Origin of the sequence: Microbispora sp. H10885, assembly GCF_014161415.1 — a bacterium.
Lineage (GTDB): Bacteria > Actinomycetota > Actinomycetes > Streptosporangiales > Streptosporangiaceae > Microbispora > Microbispora triticiradicis.
In genome coordinates this window covers 18450-40327 of sequence record NZ_JABBWY010000018.1, presented here as the reverse complement: position 1 = coordinate 40327, position 21878 = coordinate 18450, and the positions used below count along the sequence as shown (strand labels likewise).

General features: G+C 72.7%; 24 protein-coding genes. 12 read left to right on the top strand and 12 right to left on the bottom strand.

All coding sequences use genetic code 11. The features are described 5' to 3' along the window. The first annotated feature begins 8 nt into the window (after positions 1–8). The 4 genes from HHX37_RS34145 to HHX37_RS34130 are packed head-to-tail and all read left to right on the top strand — an operon-like array spanning position 9 to position 5408. Positions 9–1004 carry an ATP-binding SpoIIE family protein phosphatase gene (locus HHX37_RS34145; RefSeq protein WP_182874148.1) on the top strand — a complete coding sequence of 332 codons (996 nt, stop codon included), beginning with the start codon at positions 9–11 and terminating at the stop codon, positions 1002–1004. Further along, positions 1001–2686 (top strand): ATP-binding protein, encoded by a 1686-nt coding sequence (locus HHX37_RS34140; protein WP_182888038.1) that lies wholly within the window; start codon positions 1001–1003, stop codon positions 2684–2686. The genes HHX37_RS34145 and HHX37_RS34140 overlap by 4 nt, the downstream gene beginning before the upstream one ends. Continuing rightward, positions 2679–4295 carry a fused response regulator/phosphatase gene (locus tag HHX37_RS34135; protein WP_182888037.1) on the top strand — a complete coding sequence of 539 codons (1617 nt, stop codon included), beginning with the start codon at positions 2679–2681 and terminating at the stop codon, positions 4293–4295. The genes HHX37_RS34140 and HHX37_RS34135 overlap by 8 nt, the downstream gene beginning before the upstream one ends. A 9-nt stretch (positions 4296–4304) precedes the next feature. Next, on the top strand, positions 4305–5408 hold the full coding sequence (locus HHX37_RS34130) for a YgfZ/GcvT domain-containing protein (RefSeq protein ID WP_182888036.1): 1104 nt from the start codon (positions 4305–4307) through the stop codon (positions 5406–5408). A gap of 142 nt (positions 5409–5550) precedes the next feature. On the opposite strand, the gene dtd is transcribed toward HHX37_RS34130, so the two are convergent. Beyond that, a complete protein-coding gene (dtd, locus tag HHX37_RS34125; protein WP_111697694.1) occupies positions 5551–5976 on the bottom strand; it encodes a D-aminoacyl-tRNA deacylase in 426 nt (141 codons plus the stop codon). Between the two features lie 45 nt (positions 5977–6021). Between dtd and HHX37_RS34120 the strand changes: the two genes are divergently transcribed. Next, positions 6022–6963 (top strand): asparaginase, encoded by a 942-nt coding sequence (locus HHX37_RS34120; protein ID WP_182888035.1) that lies wholly within the window; start codon positions 6022–6024, stop codon positions 6961–6963. A 111-nt stretch (positions 6964–7074) separates the two neighbouring features. Here HHX37_RS34120 and HHX37_RS34115 read toward each other — a convergent pair whose 3' ends face one another. Beyond that, positions 7075–8754, bottom strand: a complete 1680-nt coding sequence (locus HHX37_RS34115) for a DUF2207 domain-containing protein (protein WP_182888034.1) — start codon at positions 8752–8754, stop codon at positions 7075–7077. Positions 8755–8814: 60 nt separating this feature from the next. On the opposite strand from HHX37_RS34115, the gene HHX37_RS34110 reads away from it, so the two are divergent. Continuing rightward, a complete protein-coding gene (locus HHX37_RS34110) occupies positions 8815–9786 on the top strand; it encodes a magnesium transporter CorA family protein (protein ID WP_182888033.1) in 972 nt (323 codons plus the stop codon). A 13-nt stretch (positions 9787–9799) separates the two neighbouring features. Here HHX37_RS34110 and HHX37_RS34105 read toward each other — a convergent pair whose 3' ends face one another. From HHX37_RS34105 to HHX37_RS34085, 5 genes are all read right to left on the bottom strand, one after another. After that, positions 9800–10129: a DUF2516 family protein gene (locus tag HHX37_RS34105; RefSeq protein WP_182874142.1), complete on the bottom strand. Its 330-nt coding sequence runs from the start codon at positions 10127–10129 to the stop codon at positions 9800–9802. 131 nt (positions 10130–10260) lie between these two features. Next, positions 10261–10647: a hypothetical protein gene (locus HHX37_RS34100; RefSeq protein WP_182874141.1), complete on the bottom strand. Its 387-nt coding sequence runs from the start codon at positions 10645–10647 to the stop codon at positions 10261–10263. Between the two features lie 3 nt (positions 10648–10650). Further along, on the bottom strand, positions 10651–11085 hold the full coding sequence (locus tag HHX37_RS34095) for a helix-turn-helix domain-containing protein (protein WP_111697690.1): 435 nt from the start codon (positions 11083–11085) through the stop codon (positions 10651–10653). A gap of 101 nt (positions 11086–11186) precedes the next feature. Next, entirely contained in the window at positions 11187–12113 is a 927-nt protein-coding gene (locus HHX37_RS34090; protein WP_182874139.1) for a M56 family metallopeptidase, read from the bottom strand. Next, positions 12110–12466, bottom strand: a complete 357-nt coding sequence (locus tag HHX37_RS34085; protein WP_150931004.1) for a BlaI/MecI/CopY family transcriptional regulator — start codon at positions 12464–12466, stop codon at positions 12110–12112. Before HHX37_RS34085 ends, HHX37_RS34090 begins: the two co-directional genes overlap by 4 nt. 51 nt (positions 12467–12517) lie before the next feature. Here HHX37_RS34085 and HHX37_RS34080 point away from each other — a divergent pair, with 51 nt between their 5' ends. Continuing rightward, positions 12518–13048, top strand: coding sequence for an O-acetyl-ADP-ribose deacetylase (locus HHX37_RS34080; protein ID WP_182888032.1), 531 nt, complete (start codon positions 12518–12520; stop codon positions 13046–13048). Positions 13049–13064: 16 nt separating this feature from the next. On the opposite strand, the gene HHX37_RS34075 is transcribed toward HHX37_RS34080, so the two are convergent. From HHX37_RS34075 to HHX37_RS34065, 3 genes are read right to left on the bottom strand one after another with little or no spacing between them, the layout of a single operon-like run. Then, positions 13065–13592, bottom strand: a complete 528-nt coding sequence (locus HHX37_RS34075; protein WP_182879578.1) for a GNAT family N-acetyltransferase — start codon at positions 13590–13592, stop codon at positions 13065–13067. 10 nt (positions 13593–13602) lie between these two features. Then, positions 13603–14439, bottom strand: coding sequence for a class I SAM-dependent methyltransferase (locus HHX37_RS34070; protein ID WP_111697685.1), 837 nt, complete (start codon positions 14437–14439; stop codon positions 13603–13605). Next, entirely contained in the window at positions 14436–15212 is a 777-nt protein-coding gene (locus HHX37_RS34065) for an SDR family NAD(P)-dependent oxidoreductase (RefSeq protein ID WP_182888085.1), read from the bottom strand. The genes HHX37_RS34070 and HHX37_RS34065 overlap by 4 nt, the downstream gene beginning before the upstream one ends. Before the next feature lie 115 nt (positions 15213–15327). Here HHX37_RS34065 and mshA point away from each other — a divergent pair, with 115 nt between their 5' ends. From mshA to HHX37_RS34050, 3 genes are read left to right on the top strand one after another with little or no spacing between them, the layout of a single operon-like run. Then, a complete protein-coding gene (gene mshA, locus HHX37_RS34060) occupies positions 15328–16650 on the top strand; it encodes a D-inositol-3-phosphate glycosyltransferase (protein ID WP_182879580.1) in 1323 nt (440 codons plus the stop codon). 9 nt (positions 16651–16659) lie between these two features. Further along, on the top strand, positions 16660–17145 hold the full coding sequence (locus HHX37_RS34055; RefSeq protein ID WP_111697683.1) for a YbjN domain-containing protein: 486 nt from the start codon (positions 16660–16662) through the stop codon (positions 17143–17145). 39 nt (positions 17146–17184) lie between these two features. Beyond that, positions 17185–17928, top strand: a complete 744-nt coding sequence (locus HHX37_RS34050) for a phosphoglyceromutase (protein WP_138460544.1) — start codon at positions 17185–17187, stop codon at positions 17926–17928. A gap of 415 nt (positions 17929–18343) precedes the next feature. On the opposite strand, the gene phoU is transcribed toward HHX37_RS34050, so the two are convergent. Next, positions 18344–19003: a phosphate signaling complex protein PhoU gene (gene phoU / locus HHX37_RS34045; RefSeq protein ID WP_111697758.1), complete on the bottom strand. Its 660-nt coding sequence runs from the start codon at positions 19001–19003 to the stop codon at positions 18344–18346. Between the two features lie 104 nt (positions 19004–19107). Between phoU and HHX37_RS34040 the strand changes: the two genes are divergently transcribed. Together HHX37_RS34040 and HHX37_RS34035 are read left to right on the top strand one after the other, a co-directional pair. Then, positions 19108–20298: a sensor histidine kinase gene (locus tag HHX37_RS34040; protein WP_182874133.1), complete on the top strand. Its 1191-nt coding sequence runs from the start codon at positions 19108–19110 to the stop codon at positions 20296–20298. Then, positions 20295–20984 (top strand): response regulator transcription factor, encoded by a 690-nt coding sequence (locus tag HHX37_RS34035; RefSeq protein WP_111697679.1) that lies wholly within the window; start codon positions 20295–20297, stop codon positions 20982–20984. The genes HHX37_RS34040 and HHX37_RS34035 overlap by 4 nt, the downstream gene beginning before the upstream one ends. A gap of 93 nt (positions 20985–21077) precedes the next feature. Here the strand turns inward: HHX37_RS34035 and HHX37_RS34030 are convergent, their stop codons facing one another. Continuing rightward, the gene (locus tag HHX37_RS34030) at positions 21078–21734 is read right to left on the bottom strand and encodes a copper chaperone PCu(A)C (protein ID WP_182874132.1); all 657 of its coding nucleotides are present in this window, start codon (positions 21732–21734) and stop codon (positions 21078–21080) included. Positions 21735–21878 lie beyond the last annotated feature (144 nt).

Below are 21878 nucleotides of genomic sequence, written 5' to 3'. Positions count from 1 at the left end.
AGAGCCGCGTGACCGGCCGTCACGAGGACATCTGGGTTCGCGCGACGGACCCCAGCGTGATCGGCGCTGTCCGCAGGTCGGCGGTCGCGCTGGCGACGGCCGCCGGGTTCGACCAGAACCGCACCGGCCAGGTGGCCGTGGCGGTCACCGAGGCGGTCTCGAACCTGGTCAAGCACGCCGAGGACGGCGTCGTCCTGGTGCGCCCGCACGGCGAGCGGGCGGGCGTGGTGGAACTGGTGACCGTCGACCGCGGACCGGGCATCGCCGACCTCGCCCGCGCCCTGCGGGACGGCTTCTCCACCTCGGGGACCCTGGGCATCGGGCTCGGCGCCATCGCCCGGATGGCCTCGGCCTGGGACGTGCACAGCATGCCGGGCCGGGGCACCGTCCTGGTGACGCACTTCACCGCGGACGGCTCGCCCGGGCCGCCGCCGCGCGTGAGCGGGATCCGCCGCCCGATCGGCGAGGAGACGATCTGCGGCGACTCCTACGCCGTGGTCGACACCGGCGGCGTGATCACGGCCGTGCTCTGCGACGGGCTCGGCCACGGCGCCGCCGCCGCGCACGCCTCCCGCGAGGCCGTACGGGTGTTCCTGGACGACCCCCTCGCCCCGCCCGTCGCCGCGCTGGAACGCGTGCACCGCGGGCTGAGCCACACCAGAGGGGGTGCCGTGGCCGTCGTCAGGGTCGAGCGGGAGACCGTGTCGTACGCCGGGCTGGGCAACATCTCGGGCTGGATCGCGCACGCCGAGGGCCGCCAGGGCATGATCTCCCTGCCGGGCATCGCCGGGCACAAGAGCAGGCGCCCGCAGCAGTACGAGTACGCGCTGCCGCCGCACGCCACGGTGGTGCTGCACTCCGACGGCCTCACCGACCGCTGGGACCCGGCGTCCTTCCCCGGCCTGTTCGCCCGCTCCCCGGCCGTGATCGGCGCCACCCTGCTGCGGGACGCCGGCAGCCGCAGGGACGACGCCTGCGTGGTGACGTTGAGGCAGGGGCCGTGACCGGCGAGGTGCTCACCCGCGCGGACGTCAGCGGAGACCAGGACGTCTTCGCGGTCCGGCGGCTCGGCAGGCGGATCGCCGAGCTCGTGGGCATGGAGTCGCAGGACCAGATCCGCATGGCGACCGCGCTCAGCGAGATCGGCCGCGAGGTGCTGGCCTCGGGCGCCGAGGGCCACGTGACCTTCAGCCTGGCGGAGGACCGGCTGGTCGTCACCGTCGAGTACGGCGAGGGGCAGAGCCTGCGGCCCAGCGAGGGCCTGACGCTCGCGGGCCGCCTCGTCGACGAGGTCACCCTGGCCGCGGAGGAGGGACGCGTCACGCTCGTGAAGCGGGTGCCCGGGCACCGGCGCAGCCTGACGGTCGCCGACGTACGGGCCGGTCTGGCCCCGCTGGCGCCCGCCACCGCCCTGGACGAGCTGCGCGAGCAGAACAAGGAGCTGGCCCGGACGCTGGAGGAGGTGCTGCGGCTCAACGCCGAGCTCGCGGAGACCAACCAGGGCGTCATGGCGCTGTACAACCAGTTGTCGGCGGAGCTGGAGGAGACCAACCGCGGCGTCGTGGCGCTGTACGCCGAGCTGGACGAGAAGTCGTCCCAGCTGCGCAGCGCCGCCGAGGCCAGGCAGCGGTTCTGGGCCAACGTGAGCCACGAGCTGCGAGTGCCGCTGACCTCGATCATCGGGCTGGTCCGGCTGATGGTCGGCGCGGGGGGCGAGCCGCTGACCGAGGAGCAGGAGCACCAGGTGAACCTCATCGGCGGCAGCGCGGAGACGCTGCTCGTCCTGGTGGGGGAGCTGCTCGACCTGGCCAAGGCGGAGTCGGGCCGGCTCGACCCGGAGCCGTCGCTGGTGGACGTGGTCGCGGTGGCCGAGGCGCTGCGCGGGACACTCCACACCGCCGTACGGGCCGAGGGGGTCGGCCTGGTGATCGACGTGTCGCCCGAGGTCGGCGAGATGCTCGTCGACGAGGTCATGCTCACCCGGATCCTGCGCAACCTGCTCAGCAACGCGCTGAAGTTCACCCAGGAGGGTGAGGTGCGGCTCAGCGCCGAGGTCGATCCGGCGATGGCCGAGGTCGTCTTCACCATCTCCGACACCGGCGTCGGCATCCCCGAGGAGCTCCTGGAGCGCGTCTTCGAGGAGTTCTTCCAGGTGCCCGGCCCGCTCCAGCTCAAGGCGAAGGGGACCGGCCTCGGCCTGCCGTACGCCCGCAGGCTCGCCGAGGCGCTCGGCGGCGACCTGGAGCTGTCGAGCACGCAGGGGAAGGGGACGACGGTCACGCTGCGGGTGCCGCACCGGATGGCGAGCCCCGAGATCGGTCACGTGCTGGTGGCCGACGACGACGCGGGGTTCCGCGCGCTGGCCCGGCGCCTGCTGTTCGGCTTCGCCGCCATCGTGGACGAGGCCGCCGATGGGTACGAGGCCCTTGAACGGATGCGTGAGCACGTCCCGGACGTCGCCCTGGTCGATCTCTTCATGCCCCGGCTGGACGGCGCCGCACTGCGGCAGCGGATGGCCGAGGACGAGAGCCTCCGGGAGGTGCCCGTGGTCACGGTGTCGGGAGCGCTGGACGAGCAGGAGAGCGGGCACCTGTCGCTGAGCAAGCACGGGCTGCGCCGGGACCGGCTGCTGGAGACGGTCAGGGAGGCGGTCGCCGCGCGGCGCGGAGGTGGGGCCGATGATTGACACCCCGGCGACCGTGCTCGTGGTCGACGACATCCCGACCAAGCGCTACATACTTTCCAGCTGGCTGCGGCGGGCGGGGCACCGCGTCGTGGAGGCCGGCGGCGGCGAGGAGGCGCTGGCCCTCGTCGCCACGCTCAGGCCGGACCTGGTCGTCCTCGACGTGCGGATGCCCGACCTCGGGGGCATGGAGGTCTGCGAGAAGATCAAGGCCAACCCCGAGACCACCTCGATCCCGGTGATCCAGGTGTCCGGCAACGCGATCACCCCGGCCGACCGCGCCGAGGGGCTGGAGCGCGGGGCCGACGCGTACCTCTCCGAGCCGATCCAGCCGGACGAGTTCGCGGCGACGGTCCGGGCGATGCTCCGGTACTACCGGGCGCGGCAGCGGGCCGAGCGGATGGCGGCCCGGCTGAGCATGCTCGCCGAGAGCACGCTGCTGCTGAACGAGGCGGAGGGCTTCGAGCGGCTGCTGTCGGTGGCCGCCGAGGGCTGCTCCCGGCTGGTGGAGCGGTCCGCGCGGGTGCTGGCGGTGTCGCCGGACGGGAAGCTGCGCAGGTTCTCCGCCCGGCCCGGCGAGGCCGCCGCGGCCCGGCCGGTGCGGCCCGACACCCTCGACCGGCTCAGCGCCATCGCCGTCGGGGACTCCACCGGAGTATGGGAGCTCGACCTGGACAGCGAGAGATGGGCCGCCGTCGTCCCCGACAGCGACGTGGTCGGGAGCGTGTCGGGCGTGCTGTGCCGGACGAAGTCGGGCAGGGCGCCGGTCTTCCTGGGCGTGGAGACGGACCCGCCGCTCGACGGCGACGAGGTGAGCCTGCTGCGGCAGTTCGGACAGGCGGTCGCCCTGGCCGTCGACGCGGCCCGCGCGTACGCCGAGGAGCACACGATCGCGCTGACGCTGCAGCGCAGCCTGCTGCCCGAGAGGATCCCCATCGTGCCGGGCCTGCGGATCGCCGTGCGGTACCAGCCCGCGGTGGACAACGTGGAGGTGGGCGGGGACTTCTACGAGGTCCTGCCTCTGGGCGACCGGGTGCTGATCGCGCTCGGCGACGTGCAGGGCCACTCGCTGCACGCCGCCACCGTGATGGCGGAGCTCCGGTACGCGCTGCGGGCGTCGGTGATCGAGGCGGTCGATCCGGCCCGGTCGATGAGCCTGCTCAACGCGGTCCTGCGGCGTTATCACCCCCGGATGACGGCGACCGTCTGCCTGCTCCTGCTCGACCCGGAGACCGGTGAGCTGGAGCTCGTGAACGCCGGGCACATCCCGCCGCTGATGGCGGGCCGGGACGCGGCCTACCACAGGTTCGGGAACCTGCTGCTGGGCGTGGCCGAGGAGCGGTACCGGGTGGACCGGCTCCACCTGGCCGAGGGCGCCACGATGGTGCTGTTCACCGACGGGCTGATCGAGGACCGCGACAAACTGCTCGACGAGAGCCTGGAGATCGCCCGCCAGCAGGCCGAACACGTGGGCGACGACCTGGAGAGCTTCTGCGACCGGCTCATCGCCACGTTCGGGGCCCGCGAGGACGACGTGGCGCTGGTCGCCTTCCGCCGCGAGTTGTCCACAGGAGGCGAGCCGGGGCCGCGACGGTCGCGGGGGACCGAATAGCCTTGGGGCATGCGGAGCCCTTTGCTTGACACATCCGGCGCGGTGGCCGCGCAGGCGCCGGACGAGACGGTGGCGGCCCACTACGGCGACCCCTACGCCGAGCAGCGCGCGCTCGCCGAGGGGCGGGCGCTGGTCGACCGGAGCGACCGCGAGGTCGTGCGCATCGCCGGACCCGACCGGCTGAGCTGGCTCAACAGCCTCAGCTCGCAGAAACTCGACACGCTCCAGCCGGGCACGCCCGCCCAGGCGCTGCTGCTGGACGCCCAGGGCCGCGTCGAGCACCACCTGACCCTGGTGGACGACGGCGAGGCGGTGTGGGCGCACGTGGAGCCGGGCACGGCGGCCGAGCTGGTCGCCTTCCTGGAGAAGATGCGGTTCATGCTGCGGGTCGAGGTCGCCGAGCTCACCTCGGACTACGCGGTGGTCTCCGTCGCGCCGCCCGCCCCCGCGGGTGAGCCGGCGGCCCAGGAGGAGACCTGGGCGGAGAGCCGGGCGGAGGGCCGGGCGCTCCCCGAGGGGACCGTCGTGATGGGCAGCGGTGACCTGCTCGTGCCGCGCGGGCGGCTGGCCGGTCTCCCGGAGGAGCTGGGCCTGCGCCCCGCCGGTCTGTGGGCCTACGAGGCGCTGCGCATCGCGGCCCACGTGCCCCGGCTCGGGTTCGAGACCGACCACAAGACGATCCCCCACGAGGTCGGCTGGATCGGCGTGGCGGTCCACCTGAGCAAGGGCTGCTACCGGGGGCAGGAGACGGTCGCCCGGGTGCACAACCTCGGCCACCCGCCCCGCCGCCTGGTCTTCCTGCACCTCGACGGCAGCGTCGACAGCCTGCCTCCCCACGGCGCCCCGGTGACGCTCGGCGTGAGCACCCCGGTCGAGGCGGAGCCGGAGGCGGCCGTGGAGGGCGCGGCCGAGCCAGGCCAGCTCGGGTTCGTCGGCTCATCGGCCCGCCACTACGAGCTGGGCCCGATCGCCCTCGCGGTCGTCAAGCGGACGGTGCCGGTGGACATCGACCTGCTGGCCGGTGGCGTCGCGGCGAGCCAGGAGATCGTCGTGCCGCCGGACGCGGGCCGCAACGTGCACATCGACCCCGCCCTGCGCCGCCGCGTCCGCTGACGGCGCCCTGCCGATCACCCGCGTCCGCCGGCTGGGAAGGTCCCTCGGCCGGTGCTGATCACGCCTCGGGCGCATTCTGAGCCTCGTGCGGGATCCGGGCCGCGCCCGTGCCGTATCCGTGCTGCGCCCGTGCTGCGGCGGCTCAGACGTCCAGGACGAGGGTGATCGGGCCGTCGTTGGTGAGGGTCACCTTCATGTCGGCGCCGAAGAGGCCGGTCTCGACCCGCGCGCCGAGCGTCCGCAGTTCGGCCACCACCGCCTCCACCAGCGGCTCGGCCACCGGGCCGGGGGCGGCCGACTGCCAGGTGGGCCTGCGGCCCCTGCGGGCGTCGCCGTACAGGGTGAACTGGCTGATGACGAGCAGCGGGGCGCCGACGTCGGAACACGACTTCTCGCCGTGCAGGATCCGCAGCCCCCACAGTTTGGCGGCGAGCCTCGCCGCCTCGGCCCGCCCGTCGGTGTGGGTGACGCCCACGAGCACCAGCAGGCCGGGCTCGTCGATCGCTCCGACGACACGCCCCTCCACCACAACCGACGCGGAACTGACCCGCTGTACGACGGCACGCATGCCCCCGGATTCTGCCATGTCCCGGGGCTTCGTAGACTGCGCCCCATGTCGGAGATGGTGGTAGAGGTCGTCCGTTCGGGGTTCGTCGAGTCCGTGCACCGCGCACGCGTGCACGTGATCGGGGCGGACGGTTCCCCGGCCCTCGTGCGCGGGGACACGGCGAGTCTCGCCTCGCCCCGCTCCGCGATGAAGCCGCTGCAGGCGCTCGCGATGGTCCGGGCCGGCCTGCCGCTGGAGGGGGAACTGCTCGCGCTGGCCGCCGCCAGCCACAGCGGGGAGCCCTTCCACGTCGACGGCGCCCGGAAGATCCTCGCGGGTGCGGGACTGGACGAGTCCTTCCTGCGCTGTCCCGAGGACCTGCCGCTGGACGAGGAGGCGAGCCGTCAGGTCCTGCGGCAGTACGGCGAGGCCCGCCGCGTCTTCATGAACTGCTCGGGCAAGCACGCGGCGATGCTCGCCACCTGCGTGGTCAACGGCTGGCCGGTGGACGGCTACCTGCATCCCGGGCACCCGTTGCAGCGCGCGATCCGCGCCACGGTGGAGGAACTCACCGGCGAACGGGTCGCGGCGACCGGCGTGGACGGCTGCGGCGCGCCGCTGTTCTTCGTCTCGATGGCGGCGGTCGCCCGCGCCTTCCGCCGCCTCACGCTCGCCCCGGACGGCACCCCGGAGCGGCGCGTCGCCGACGCGATGCGCGCGCACCCCGAGTGGACGAGCGGCACGACCCGGGCCGAGGCCCTGCTGATGCGGGCCGTTCCCGGGCTGCTGGTGAAGTCGGGCGCGGAGGCGTTCGACGCCTTCGCCGACGCCGAGGGCCGGGCCGGCGCCGTGAAGATCGTGGACGGCGGCGGGCGGGCCCGCGTGCCGGTCACCGTCGCCGCCCTGCGCGCGGCCGGGATCGACGCCCCCGAGTTCGCCGGGCTCGCGACCACGCCGCTGTTCGGCGGCGGCGTCCCGGTCGGGGAGGTCCGCGTCCACGCCGCCTGACACCGCGGGGCGGGAGAGCCGCCTGATCCGCCCGAGCCGCTGCCCGCTGCGCCTCCCACCCCCCTGCCCTCCGCCCGAGTGCCCCCAGCCCTCTGATCCGGGGGCGGGGGATCAGAGGGAGCGGAACTGGCGGGAGGACGAGATCGCGCCGGAGGTGGTCAGCGTGAACGTCCGCATCGAGTCGGCGAACCTGGACAGGTCCCACTCCGCCGGTCCCTGGTACCAGTACAGGTGGTCGGCCTGCCGGCCGTCGCCCGTGAACGTGCCGACGATCCCCGCCCACCGGTCCACGTTGTCGAAGATCACCGCGTACGGCAGGTAGCGGGAGAACAGCTCCACCCGGCGGTCCGGGGGCACGTCGTCGGCGCTGGCGCGGGCGAGGTACTCCCGGAAGCCGAGGGTGTGCGCCAGCGCCTCGGCGCCCTTGGCGGTCTTGGCCGGCATGTACTGGCCGCCGAAGGCCAGGGCCGCCCCCGCGATGATCAGAGCCGGTCCCAGCAGGCCGTACGACGTGAACCAGGCGAGCAGGACCGTGGCGACCACCCCGAGCGCGAGCACGACCACCCCGAGGGTGGTCCAGCGCGACCGCACCGAGTCGGGCCGCCGGGCGAACCAGCCCTGGTCCACCACGTCCTGGTAGAGCGCGTCGCGCACCGCCGTGAGGCGGGTGGCGAAGGACCCGTGCAGCTGCGACAGCAGCACCCTGTCGCGGCCGTCGAAGACCGCGTCCCAGAGCGCGCGCTCGTAGGGGAGCAGGTCGCCGATCGGGGCCCCGGGCAGCTTGACCAGGCACCAGTCCGGGGACTCGTACGTCTGCCGAGGCTGCTCGTCGATCCGCAGGAAGCCGCGCACGGCGAGGTCCACGAGGGTCGCGGTCACGTCGACCACGTCGGCCTGCTCGTCGACCAGCGTGCCGATCTGCCCGGGCCGCACCCCGTCCGGCGGGGTGAAGCGCCCGCCGCCGTGGCCGCTGACCTGGTTCAGCCAATCGCCTGTCGTCCCGCCGCCTGCCGTCCCGGTGCCGGCCGTCTCACTGCCGATCACCCGGGCGTCGCGCCCGCGCGTCCAGTACAGCAGCCCCACGCCGCCCAGCAGCAGGACCAGCAGCGCCGCGAGCGACCCGCCGGTCACCGCGTTCAGCGCGAACGCGTTGGACAGCTCGAACCTGCGCTCCAGGATCGGGGCCGCGCCCGTCGCACCCTTCGGATAGCCGACGACGACGGTGAGCGTCTGGCCCTGCCGGAGGTCCTGCTGCTCGAAGGTGGCGGTGGCGCCGGTCTCGTCGACCGACGCGCCGGTGCAGGCCGTGGCCGCGCCGGGCTCGCCCGCGAAGCAGGACAGGTTCTGCACCCTGCCCGGGCCGGTCACGGTCACCACCGCGTCCCGCACCGGGCCGGACACCGCGAACCAGCGCAGCTCCTCGCCCCCGTCGGCGACGGGCGAGACGGCGCCGGTCACGTCGTACTCGACCGTGCCGCCGAACGTCAGGGTCTCCCCGTCGTACGAGCCGCCCTTGACGTTGGAGAGGCGGTAGACGCGGTCGTGGCCGTCGTCGAAGCGGGTGCGGGTGATCGGTGTGCGCCGCACGGTCCCGCCGGCGGGGGTGACCGTCTCCTTCACGTGGAGCACGCCGTCCCGGCGGAGCTCCAGGGTCACCTCGTCCTTGTCGGCCGGTGCCGCGGCGCGTGCGGGCTGAGCGGGTGCGGGCGAGGCGTGCGCGGGGGAGACGGCGAGGACGGCGAGGGCGGCGAGCAGTGCCGCCGGTCCGAGCCGGCGCGCGAGATCCAGCATGAGCCGAAACCTTATCGGTCCCATCCGACACGTTTCGCGGGGTCGGTAGGGTTACCGTCCATGGGACACACCCGGTTGTACCGGAACGGCGTCCTGGAGGCCGAGGGCTTTCCGGTCGCCGACGTCTCCGAGCACGTCAGGGATCCGGCGGCCGTGGTGTGGTTCGACATGTGCGACCCCACCGAGGAGGACCTCCACGCGATCAGCGAGGAGCTCGGGCTGCACGCCCTGGCGGTGGAGGACGCGCTGCAGCGCCGGCAGCGGCCCAAGCTGGACGTCTACGACGGCCACATGTTCCTGAGCGTCTACGCGTCCGCTTTCGACTCCGGGACCGGCGAGGTGCGGGTCGCCGACGCCGCCGCCTTCATCACCGCGAACGCGCTGGTCACCGTGCGGCAGTCGGACGAGTTCTCCGTCGAGGAGGTGATGCGGCGCTGGGACGAGGGGGCGGACCTGGCCCGGCACGGCGTCGCGTTCCTCCTGCACGGCCTGCTCGACTACGTGGTGGACAGCCACTTCGCGACCGTCGAGGCGATGGACGAGCAGGTGGAGGACCTGGAGGACACGGTCTTCGGCGAGCGGCCGGTGAGCCGGGAGGAGCAGCGGCGCACGTTCGAGCTGCGCAAGAGCCTGGTCACGCTCCGCCGGGTCGTGATGCCCATGCGGGAGGCGGTGAACACGCTTCTGCGCCGCAACGGCATGGTCGGCGACGGGGAGATGGCGCCGTACTTCCAGGACGTGTACGACCAGGTGCTGCGCGCCACCGAGTGGACCGAGTCGCTGCGCGACCTGGTGGGCAACATCCGCGAGACGCAGCTGACCATGCAGGGCAACAGGATGAACCTGATCATGAAGCGGGTGACCAGCTGGGCCGCGATCATCGCGGTGCCGACCTTGATCACGGGATTCTACGGCCAGAACATCCCGTTCCCCGGCTTCGGGCATCACTGGGGCTTCTGGACGTCCAGCGTGCTGATCGTCGTCGCCTCCGCCACGCTCTACCGGGTGTTCCGGGCGCGCGACTGGCTCTGAGGCGCCGCCCCCGTCACCAGGGTCCGTACGGCCCCTGGTTGCCGCCGCCGCCCTTGTGCTCGTTGACCGCGGGCTTCACGTCGGCGAGGTAGATGCCCGCCGCGATGACCGCCGCGATCGTGAAGATGCTCAGCGCGCCCAGGTACTGGACCGCCGCGGCGAAGGTGAACAACGTCGCGAAGCCGAGGATGATCAGCCAGAGCTGCTTGGTCTGCTTGCCCGCCGCGGGGAAGGCCCGGGCCGGGATGCGCACGGCGTGGACCAGCGCCACGACGCACAGCAGGAAGGCCGCCAGGGAGAGCAGCCAGAAGATGATGGAGAGGATTCCGTGGAGCCCGAACATTGGTTCTCCGCATGGTCAAGGTGGCCGACGACCCCAAGACTAATGGGCGCCGCCGACAGGTGGCGTGGACGACGGCGGCCCGCCTCCCCCAGGGGAAGGCGGGCCGTGGTGTCGCCGGCGTGGGCGGAAGGTCAGCCGCGGTTCGCGGTGGTGGCGCGGGTGCGGCCGCCCGTGGTCCGCTTCCCGGTGGTGGCCCCGCTCGTGACCTCGGCGGCGATCGCCGGCTCGGCGGTCTCCGAGACCTCGGTGAGCTCCAGCGCGGCCTCGCCGCTCACCCGGCTGACGACCTTGCGGCCACGGGTGGCGAGGTCGTCGTACAGGCGGTTGATCTGCGTGGCGGCGGCGTCGGCGTAGCCCCGGGCCTTCTCCGGCAGCTCGCGCGCGACGGTCTCGGCCCTGTCCTGCACCGTGGAGGCGTAGGCGCGGGCCTTTTCCACGGCGAAGTCGCCGGCCCCGGTGAGGGCGTAGAACGGCTTGCTCTCGGTGATCTTCTTGGCCTGGGTGACGATGGTGGTCATGGGTTATCCTTCCTGCGAATCCGGCGTCAAGCCGTCACGCGAGGGAACCGGGTCGTCCCCGAGATGCGCGGCCGATTGCGGCGGCTGCGCGGCCCCGGCCCGGTTCTCCTTGCGGAACGACTCGTAGATATCGACGAGCACCTGGCGTTGCCGCGAGGTGAGTGCCACGTCGGCCCGGATCGCGGCCAGCACGTCGCTGTGCGGCTCGCGGTCCTCGATGAGGCCGGCCTGGACGTACAGCGCCTGGGCGGAGATGTGCAGACCCTTGGCGATCTGGTTCAGTATCTCCGCGCTCGGCTTGCGCAAGCCCCGTTCGACCTGGCTCAGGTAAGGGTTCGACACGCCGGCCTGCGCGGCGAGCTGGCGGAGTGAGATCTTCGCCTGCTGCCGCTGCTGGCGGATGTACTCACCGAGCGAGCCGACCTTGGGCAGTTCCATGTCCCCAGTCTGCATCGCACTGCTTGCAATTGCAAACTGAGTGACTAACTTCAGCTAACACCCAAGCGTTGGTCAGAGAACGGTCGGGCCGGAAGGCGGTCTCAGCCGGGGAGCAGCCAGAGCAGCGGCGCGCTGGTCGCGAGCACCACCGACCCGATCAGGATCAGGAAGCGCTGCGCGGCGGGAAGCGACACCTCGGGACGCACGAGCCGGTCGACCCTGGCCATCACGCTGGACGACGCGGACGCCCCCAGCGCGCCCTGCGGCGTGGGCAGCGCGGCCGAGGTGCCGAACCGCAGCAGGGCCGTGGCCAGCCTGCGGGGGCAGCAACGCCGGCGGGCGCGGTCGTCGGCGGCCATCTCGATCAGCAGCTCGACCGACGCCTGCGCGTCGCGCACCAGCTTCGACCACGGCAGGGCGCGGCGCAGTGCGGCGAACGGCAGCAGCACCAGGTCGTGGCGTTCGCGCACGTGCGCGGCCTCGTGCGCGAGCACGGCCTCCAACTCGGCGGACGACAGCAGGTGCAGGGTGCCGTCACTGATCACCACCTGCGACTTCAGCCCGGGCAGGCAGTACGCGGCGGCGCCGGGGAAGTCGACCACCCGCACGCCGGGCACGGCCGGTTCGTCCCTGGCCACCAGCGCGAGCAGCAGCCGGTGCCTGCGGCGGGCCCGCAGCGTCTGCGCCCCCGCCGCGAGCGGCAGGGCCACCAGCACCGCGAGCAGCGACAGGCCCGCGATCAGCGCGGCCAGCCGGACCATGTCGTAGGGGTCGCGCACGCTGGACCCCACGCTCGCCAGGAATCCCGCCAGGAACTCGGCCAGGCCGTGCACGACCCCCTTGCCGTACGGGCCGAGGGCGAAGGCGAGCAGGGCGCCGGTGGAGGCGAGGCCCCAGGTCACCCCGAGCGACTGCCAGAGCAGGATCGCCGTGCGCGGGGCGCGCCAGGTCCAGCGCGCGAAGGTCAGCCGCCACGCGGCCAGCGCGCAGGTCGTCGCGAGCGCGGCTAAGACCGCCGCCGCGATCACTCTTCCCCCAGCTCCGTGAGCGCTTTCCGGAGGATCTCGGCCTCCGTGCCGGAGACGGCCCGGGCGAAGCGGGTCAGCGCCGCGTCCCGGTCGCCGGTCATGTCGAGCGCTTCGAGCATCAGCTCGGCGACGTACGCGTCGCGGCTCGCGGCGGGCTGGTAGCGCCAGGCCCGCCCGTCCCGGGTGCGGGTGAGGAACCCCTTGCGGGAGAGCCGGTCGAGCACGGTCATCACGGTCGTCGGCGCGAGATCGCGGTCCTCGATGAGACGCCCGACCTCGCGGGCCGTGAGCGGCGCGTTCTCCGCCCAGAGAATGTCCATGATGCTGCGTTCGAGCTCTCCCAGTCCCTTCACACCTCCAAGGCTACCTGGGGTAGTACTACGTCCTGTAGAGAGGTGACGCACATGAACATCGTTCTGGTCGAGGGAGACATCACCGAGCAGCGGGTCGACGCGATCGTCAACGCGGCCAACTCGTCCCTGCTGGGGGGCGGAGGCGTGGACGGGGCCGTCCACCGGCGCGGCGGTCCGGCGATCCTGGAGGAGTGCCGGGCGCTGCGTGCCTCCCGGTACGGACGGGGACTGCCGGCCGGGCAGGCCGTCGAGACCACCGCCGGACGGCTGCCCGCCCGATGGGTGATCCACACGGTCGGGCCCGTGTACTCGCCGGATGAGGACCGATCCCATCTGCTCGCCTCCTGCTATCGGGAGTCGCTGGCCGTCGCCGGCCGGTTGGGCGCCGCCACGGTGGCCTTCCCCGCCATCTCCACCGGGGTCTACCGGTGGCCGATGGAGGACGCCGCCCGCGTCGCGCTGACCACCGTACGAATGACCACCCTGCGGCAGGCCGGGTCCGCCGTCCGCGAGGTGCGGTTCGTACTGTTCAGTAACGCAGCCTATGCCGCGTTCGAGACCGCTCTCGCGGAGCCGGCCTAAGCATTGGGCCAAGGATTCAGAGCCACCGGAGCATGTAGATCTCGTCCCGCTCGTCGCCGGGCGCCAGCCGGATCGAGCGGGGCACCCGGCCGACCTCCCGGTAGCCCGCGCTCGCGTAGAAGGCGTCCACCCCGGTGCCGCCGCGGCAGGTGAGCTGCAGCGCCTCCAGGCCGAGGGACCGCGCGGCGTCGTCGGCCGCGCTCAGCAGGGCCCGGCCGTACCCCTTGCCCTGGTGCTTGGGGTGGACCATGACCCGCAGCACCCACCGCCAGTGCGCCCGCAGGCGCGAGTCGTTGTCGGCCAGGATGAGCCAGGCGGCGACCTCGCCGTCGTCGCCGAACCCGGCGAGAAGGCTGTCCGGGGCTCCCGGCCCACCGGCGGAGCGGGTCCGGGCGAACGCCTTCTCCGCCGTCGGCCTGATGACGTCCGGCGTCACGGGAGGCACGAAGCCGACGGCGCCGTCCGCGTTGGTCACCTCCGTCCAGCAGAGCAGGAGCTGGTCGAAAAGCTCGGGGGTCATCTCCGGGTCGAGGACGAAACGCATGGCCCGGACGTTACCAAGCACCGGGAGAGGCGCTCGGGGCGATACCGCTCCACGGCAGGGTCAGCTCGCCGAGCCGCCACCGTCCCGGGCCCCCGGCCGGCGGCAGGGTCTCCACCGGCCAGTCCCGCGCCACCAGCTCGGCCGCCCTGATCCAGCGCTGCCGGGCGCCGTACGCGCCGAAGGGGGCACAGGTCGCCCAGGCGCGGTCCCAGTCCGCCAGGAACGCGTGGACCGGCTGCCCGGGGACGTTGCGGTGGATCAGCGTCTTGGGCAGCCGCTCGGCCAGGTCGGACGGCCGCCCGAAGCCGGTGAAGCGGGCCGCGAAGGTCAGCGTCCGCGGCCCCTCGGCGCCGAGCGCCACCCAGGTCGCCCGATGGCCGACCTCCGAGCAGGTGCCCTCGACGACCACTCCCGACGGGTGCAGGCCCGCGCGGAGCAGGTCCCAGTGCGCCCACGCCTCGTCCTCGCCGTACTGCCGCAGCACGTTGAACGCGCGGACGATCAGCGGCGGGCGGGGGACCGGCAGCTCGAAGCCGCCCCTGACGAACGACAGCCCCTCCCGCTCGTACGGCCTGGCCGCCGCGACCCGGCCGGGGTCGATCTCGACGCCCACCACCTCGACGACCGGGCAGACCCGGCGCAGCCTGGTGAACAGCTCGGTCGTCGTGACGTGGGACGCGCCGTAGCCGAGGTCGACCACCAGCGGCGGCGCCGTCCCCGCGCGGCCCGAGCGCAGCAGCGGGCCGTACACGGCGGCGATCCAGCGGTCGCACCGGCGCAGCCGGTTGTGCCCGGTCGTGCCGCGGGTGACCGCCCCGACGGGCCGGCCGGGCCGGACCGGCCTCATGACCCGGACGCGACCCGGTGCACCTTGTGCTGGGCGGCCTGGGCCCGGGGCCGCACGACCAGCCGGTCGATGTTGACGTGGGCCGGGCGGGTCACCGCGAAGGCGATCACGTCGGCGATGTCGTCGGCGGTCAGCGGGCCGGGGACGCCCTCGTACAGCTTGGCCGCCCGCTCGGCGTCGCCCCCGAAGCGGGTCAGCGCGAACTCGTCGGTCTTCACCATGCCCGGGGCGACCTCGACCACCCGCACCGGCTCGCCGCACAGCTCCAGGCGCAGGGTCTCGGTCATCGCGGTCTGCGCGTGCTTGGCCGCGCAGTAGCCGCCGCCCCCCTCGTACGACACGAAGGCCGCCGTCGAGGTGAGCATCACCAGCACGCCGTCACCCGACGCGACGAGCTTCGGCAGCAGGGCCCGGGTCACCCGCAGGGCGCCGAGCACGTTCACGTCGTACATCCGCTGCCAGTCGTCCACCTGGGCTCCCGCCACCGGCTCCAGCCCGAACGCGCCGCCGGCGTTGTTCACCAGGACGTCGCAGCGGTCGAGCGAGCCGGCCAGCGCGTCCACCGACGCCTGGTCGGTCACGTCGAGCGTCACCGGGCGGACGCCCGGCACGTCGGCCGCCAGCTTGTCGAGCCGGTCCCGCCGCCGCGCCGCGGCCACCACGCGGTAGCCCTCGGCGGCGAGCCGCCGGGCCGTCGCCTCGCCGATGCCGCTGCTGGCGCCGGTCACCACCGCGGTCCTGACCTCCGGATCGGTCACCGTCGGATCGGTCATCGTCACCGACATCCTCCCTCTACGCCGCTCCTCTGGGCGCCCCCGGGGAGTCCCCCTGAGGCAGCCGCCATCCTCTCAGGACCCCCGGCGCTCACATGTGTCGGGGAATCCGGTGATGATTTTGGTGGTTGTAAGCCTTTCGGAGGTGGTTCGGGTGTCGGTCTTTCGGCGTCGGGTCAACCGCGTCGCGACCATAAGCGTGCACACGTCCCCGCTTGACCAGCCGGGTACGGGCGACGCGGGCGGCATGAACGTCTACATTCTCGAGGTCGCCAAGCGACTCGCCGCGCTCGGCATCGAGGTGGAGATCTTCACGCGGCGCACCGCACGCGACCTGCCACCGGAGGCCGAGCTGAGCCCCGGCGTGCTGGTCCGCCACGTCACGGCGGGGCCGTACGAGGAGCTCGGCCGCGCCGACCTCCCGGGCCAGTTGTGCGGCTTCCTGTCCGGCGTCCTGCGCACCGAGGCGATGTACGACCCCGGCCGCTACGACGTGATCCACTCCCACTACTGGCTGTCCGGCCAGGTGGGCTGGCTGGCCAAGGAGCGCTGGGGTGTGCCGCTCGTGCACACCATGCACACGATGGCCAAGGTCAAGAACGCCCTGCTCGCGGAGGGCGACAAGCCCGAGCCGGCGATGCGGGTGCTGGGCGAGGAGCAGGTCGTGGAGGTCGCCGACCGCCTGGTCGCCAACACCACCGCCGAGGCGGAGGAGCTGATCGACCTCTACAAGGCGCCGCGTGAGCGCGTGGCCGTGGTCAACCCCGGCGTGAACCTCGCCGTCTTCCAGCCCGCGTCGAAGGGCGCCGCCCGGCGCCGCCTCGGCCTCCCGCAGGACGCCCACGTGCTGCTGTTCGTGGGCCGCATCCAGCCGCTCAAGGCCCCCGACGTGCTGCTCAGGGCCGCCGCCCGGATGCTCGTCGAGGACCCCTCGCTGCGGTCGCGGCTCGTCGTCGCCTGCGTGGGCGGGCCCAGCGGCAACGGCCTCGCCCGTCCCGCGCTGCTCAGCGACCTCGCCGCCGAGCTCGGCATCTCCGACGTCGTACGGCTCGCGCCGCCCGCACCGCAGCACGAGCTCGCCGACTGGTACCGGGCCGCCGACGTGACCGTCGTGCCCTCGCACAACGAGTCGTTCGGGCTGGTGGCGCTGGAGTCGCAGGCGTGCGGCACCCCCGTCGTCGCGGCCGCGGTCGGCGGACTGCGCACCGCCGTCCGGGACGGCGTGTCCGGCGTGCTGGTCGACGGGCACGACCCGCACGACTGGGCGCGGGAGCTGGGGCTGCTGACCGGGCGTCCCGACCGGCTCGCCGCGCTCGCCGCCAACGCGGTGGAGCACGCGACCGCCTTCGGCTGGTCGGCGACCGCCGCCCGCCTCGCCGAGGTCTACGCCGGCGCCAAGGCCCAGCTCCACCGCACTCCCATCGCGGTCAGCTCGTAGGGTGGCGAGATGAGAACCGAGCTCGAAGTCGTGATCGAGTCGGCGCTGGAGTCCGCCGAGCTGTCCTACGAACAGCCCAGACCGGGCGCGTTCCTGGTGAAGCTGCCGGGCCGGCACAAGCTCGCCACCATGACCTGGCTCGTCGTCGGCGACCAGGCGCTGACCGTCGAGGCGTTCTTCTGCCGGCAGCCCGACGAGAACCACGCCGAGTTCTACCGCTGGCTGCTGCACAAGAACGGCTCGATGTACGGCGTCCACTTCGCCGTGGACGCCGTGGGCGACGTGCACCTGGTCGGCCGGCTGCCGCTCGGCGCGGTGACCGGCGAGGAGATCGACCGGATCCTCGGCTGCGTGCTCACCTACTCGGACGAGTCGTTCGACCGGGCCCTTGAGCTGGGCTTCGCGTCGTCCATCAGGCGCGAATGGGAGTGGCGGGTCAAGCGCGGCGAGTCGCTGGCGAACCTCCAGGCGTTCGCCCGCGTGGTCGACTCCTGACCAACGGGCCGTCAACCGTACGCCGATAGGATTGGCCGCATGGCTACTTTGGTGCTGCTGCGGCACGGTGAGAGCGAATGGAACGTCAAGGGCCTGTTCACCGGTTGGGTGGACGTCACCCTCTCGCCGACCGGCGAGGAGGAGGCGCGGCGGGGCGGGCAGCTGCTTCTTGAGGCCGGCATCCGGCCCGACGTGGTGCACACCTCGGTGCTCACCCGGGCCATCAGGACCGCCAACATCGCCCTTGAGGCGGCCGACCTGCTGTGGCTCCCGGTGAAGCGCTCCTGGCGGCTGAACGAGCGTCACTACGGGGCGCTCCAGGGCAAGGACAAGGCGCAGACCCGCGCCGAGTTCGGCGACGAGCAGTTCATGCTGTGGCGCCGGTCGTACGACGTGCCGCCGCCGCCGATCGCCGACGACGACGAGTACTCCCAGCTCGGCGACGGCCGCTACTCGCTGCTGCCGTCGGAGCTGGTGCCGCGCACCGAGTGCCTCAAGGACGTCGTCGGCCGGATGCTGCCGTACTGGTACGACGAGATCGTCCCCGACCTGACCGGCGGCCGCACGGTGCTGGTCGTCGCGCACGGCAACTCCCTGCGCGCGCTGGTCAAGCACCTGGAGGGCATCAGCGACGAGGACATCGCGGGCCTGAACATCCCCACCGGCATCCCGCTGCGTTACGAGCTCGACGACGACTTCCGTCCCGTCGGCAAGGGCGAGTACCTCGACCCCGCCGCCGCCGCGGCCGCCATCGAGGCCGTCGCCAACCAGGGCAAGAAGTAACTCCCGCTTCCGTCATGACGGCCGCGCCCCTCCCGAGGGGCGCGGCCGTGTCCATGTGCGGGTCGCCCCGCACAGCGCGCGGCCTACTTGTAGACGACGGTCTTCTTCGCCCTGCCGGGGAAGACCTCGACGAGGGAAGTGCCGTTTCGCCGTGGTCAGCCCTTTCACGGTGCCGTCACCGAACCCGGCGCAGTCGAGTTCCGAATCGGTGCTGACCCTGCCGGGAGAGGCCGACGCCGCCGCGGAGGTCAGCGCCGCCGCCGCCCAGAGCACCCATGATCGTCTCGGCACGGGGCGCAGACTACGCGACCCGTGCGACAGAACCGATGCGAGAGCCCCGGCCCCCCGAGGACCGGGGCTTTCGCGGCTTTCGTTCGCCGTCCCCCGTACGCGGTCTCCCGTACGCCGTGGCGCGTCAGCCGGTGAGGGCGTCCGCGTCGCGGGTGCCGGTGACGAGGTACACCACGTCACGGGCGACCCGTACGGCGTGGTCGGCGTACCGCTCGTAGTAGCGGCCGGCCAGCGTGATGTCGATCGCGGCCTCGATGCCGTGCTCCCAGTCCTTGGAGAGCAGGACGCGGAACAGGCGGCGGTGACGACGGTCCATGGCGTCGTCGTCCTCCTCCAGCTCCTTGGCGAGGTCGATGTCCCGGGAGGCGATGCAGCTGCCCGCCTTGGTGATCAGGTTCTCGGCGATGGCTCCCATCTCCACGAACGTCTCGCGCAGCTCGGCCGGGATGGCCGACTCGGGGTGGCGCATCCGCGCCAGCTTGGCGATGTGCTCGGCGAGGTCGCCCATCCGCTCCAGGTCGGCGGCCATCCGCAGCGCCGTGATGACGGTGCGCAGGTCGACCGCCACCGGCTGCTGGGTGGCCATGAGTTCGTAGATCGAGGTTTCCAGCTCCATGTGCAGCCGGTCGACCTCGGCGTCCTGGGCGATGACGCTCTCCGCCAGCTGCAGGTCGGCGTCGAGCAGGGCGGTCGTCCCCCTCGACATGGCCGACCGCACCAGGCGTGTCATCTCCACCAGGCGGTCGGTCAGACCGGCCAGCTCTTCGTGATAGGCGTCGCGCATGGCCGCCACGCTACGCGCGCGCCGATGAACGAATTCCGACCGACGGATGAACTTTTCCGGAAAGAGGAGGGTCGTGCCTGGTCGGACAGGTGGAGGAACCCGAAATGCCGCCTAGGCTGCTGAATGTGAACGAGTTGCTGGCGAGCCTGGCGGCGATGGGCGGATTCGTCCTCGGCTCCTTCGTCATGCTCGCGATCCGACGGCAGACGTACAAGCCCCCAGAGCCCGATCCGGTGGACGACACCCTGCCTCCGGGCGTGGCGTCGGTGCTGGCCGTGCTCCCGTCCTCGGCGGTCGTGCTCGACCGCGAGGACCGGGTGCTGCGCGCGAGTTCGGCGGCGCGTGCCTTCGGCCTCGTACGCGGAGAGTCGCTGATGGCCGCCGAACTGCTCGCGCTGGCCCGAAAGGTCCGCCGGGACGGCGAGATCCGCGAGAGCGAGATAGAGACCGCCGGGCGCAAGTTCGGGCAGGAGTCCACGTCGTTCGCGGTCCGGGTGGCCCCGCTGGGCTCCCACGGGCAGGTGCTCGTGCTCGCCGAGGACCAGACCGAGCGCCAGCGGGTCGAGGCCGTACGCCGGGACTTCGTCGCCAACGTCAGCCACGAGCTGAAGACGCCGGTCGGCGCGCTGAGCCTGCTCGCCGAGACCATCGAGGACGCCGCCGACGACCCCGAGGCCGTCAAGAGGTTCTCCGGACGGATGCAGCACGAGGCCGCCCGGCTGACGTACCTGGTGCAGGACCTGATCACGCTGTCGCGGATCCAGGGCGGCGAGCCCATCCCCGCGCCGGGGCAGGTGCCGGTGGACGAGACCGTCCACGAGGCCATCGACCGGTGCAACACCAAGGCGGCGGCGAAGGACATCACGCTGGTGGCGGGCGGCACCGAGGGGCTCAAGGTCTGGGGCGACGAGGAGCTTCTCGTCACCGCCCTGCGCAACCTCATCGACAACGCCGTCGCCTACAGCCCGGACCACACCCGGGTCGTCATCAGCGCCCGACCGGCCGGGAACGCCGTCGAGGTGAGCGTCAGCGACCAGGGCATCGGCATCCCCGAGAGCGCCCAGGAACGCATCTTCGAGCGGTTCTTCCGCGTCGACGCGGCGAGGTCGCGGGCCACCGGCGGCACCGGGCTGGGGCTCGCGATAGTCAAACACGTGGCCGGCGCCCACGGGGGCGAGGTCACCGTGTGGAGCAAGGAAGGCTCCGGATCCACCTTCACGCTTCGCCTTCCCGCGTTCGGCGGTCAGGCGGTCCCCGTACCAAGCACGATCATCCCCCAGGAGGCCGCTAAGTGACTCGGGTACTCGTCGTCGAGGACGAGGAGTCGTTCTCGGACGCCCTGTCGTACATGCTCAGGAAGGAAGGGTTCGAGGTCGCCGTGGCGGCCACCGGCCCCGAGGCCCTGGAGACCTTCGACCGCAACGGAGCCGATCTCGTCCTGCTCGACCTGATGCTCCCTGGACTGCCCGGAACCGAGGTCTGCCGGTCGCTCCGGCAGCGGTCCAAGGTGCCCGTCATCATGCTGACCGCCAAGGACAGTGAGATCGACAAGGTCGTGGGCCTGGAGCTGGGCGCCGACGACTACGTGACCAAGCCGTTCTCGTCCCGCGAACTGGTGGCGCGCATCCGCGCGGTGCTGCGCCGCCAGGGCGACGTCGAGGAGATGGAGTCGGCGGTGCTGACCGGCGGGCCGGTCCGCATGGACGTCGACCGGCACATCGTGGCGGTGCGCGGCCGCCAGGTGCAGCTTCCGCTCAAGGAGTTCGAGCTGCTGGAGGTGCTGCTGCGCAACGCCGGGCGGGTGCTCACCCGCGGCCAGCTCATCGACCGGGTCTGGGGCGCCGACTACGTGGGCGATACCAAGACACTCGACGTGCACGTCAAGCGGCTGCGCGCGAAGGTCGAGGCCGACCCGTCCAACCCGCGCTGCATCCTGACCGTACGCGGCCTGGGCTACAAGTTCGACCCCGCCGAGGAGTGACCCGTACGGCATGAGCCCCTGTCCGGTCGCGGACAGGGGCTCTCGTGTTCCTCCGGGTGGCCTGCTGGGTGGCCTGCGCTCTCTCGCGCCGGCTCACCCGGCAGGGGCGCTCGGGGAGCCGGAGGGCGCGGCCTGGCCGGCCCCGGGCAGCGCGGTGTCCGTCGGCGCCGGGCTCGCGCCGGCCGGGGCCGAGGCCGCCGGTGTGGGCGTCGCCTGGGCGGCCGGGGGCAGCGTGGCGTACTCCCGGCTGCGGGTGACGACGGGCGCGATGACCGGGATGTCGCCGGCCTTCTGGAACCGCAGCGTGAGCTGGACGGTCTCGCCGCCGCGCAGGGCCGTCTTCAGCCCCTCGATCGTGACGCCGGGGGTCTTGGCGAGCGTGCCGGGCTCCAGCGTGATGGGGCTCGGCACCTTCACCGAGGTGGCCTTCTGCTCCTCCGGCACGATGCCGACGAGCTGGTCCGCGGCCCCCGTGCCGTTCAGGAGGGTGAGGTGGATCGGCGCCGACCCGCCGGCGGCGATCTGCTCGCCGGAGTCCGGCCCGAGGATGAACGCCTGCGGGATCTTGACGCCGTTCATGCCGTAGGTCTGGCCGGAACCGTCATCGGAGATGAGGACCCCGGCCTCGCCGGGGGCGTAAGGCACGTTGGTGTTGGCGTCGAAACCGGCGCCACACGCGGCCAGCGCAGGGATGGCGGCGGCGAGGAGCGCGGCAACGGCGATCGCCCTGCGACGGCTGCTGCTGGTCACGGTTCGAGGTCTCCTTGGTACGCACGTGTATGGGCAGCAATCACCTTATCCGCGCCGGTCCCCGGTCCGGCGTCGGCTCCCGCCCGTGGCCCGTAGCACCGCAGGTCACCCCTTGTGTCGCACCGGCCCATTCACAGAGTGGAT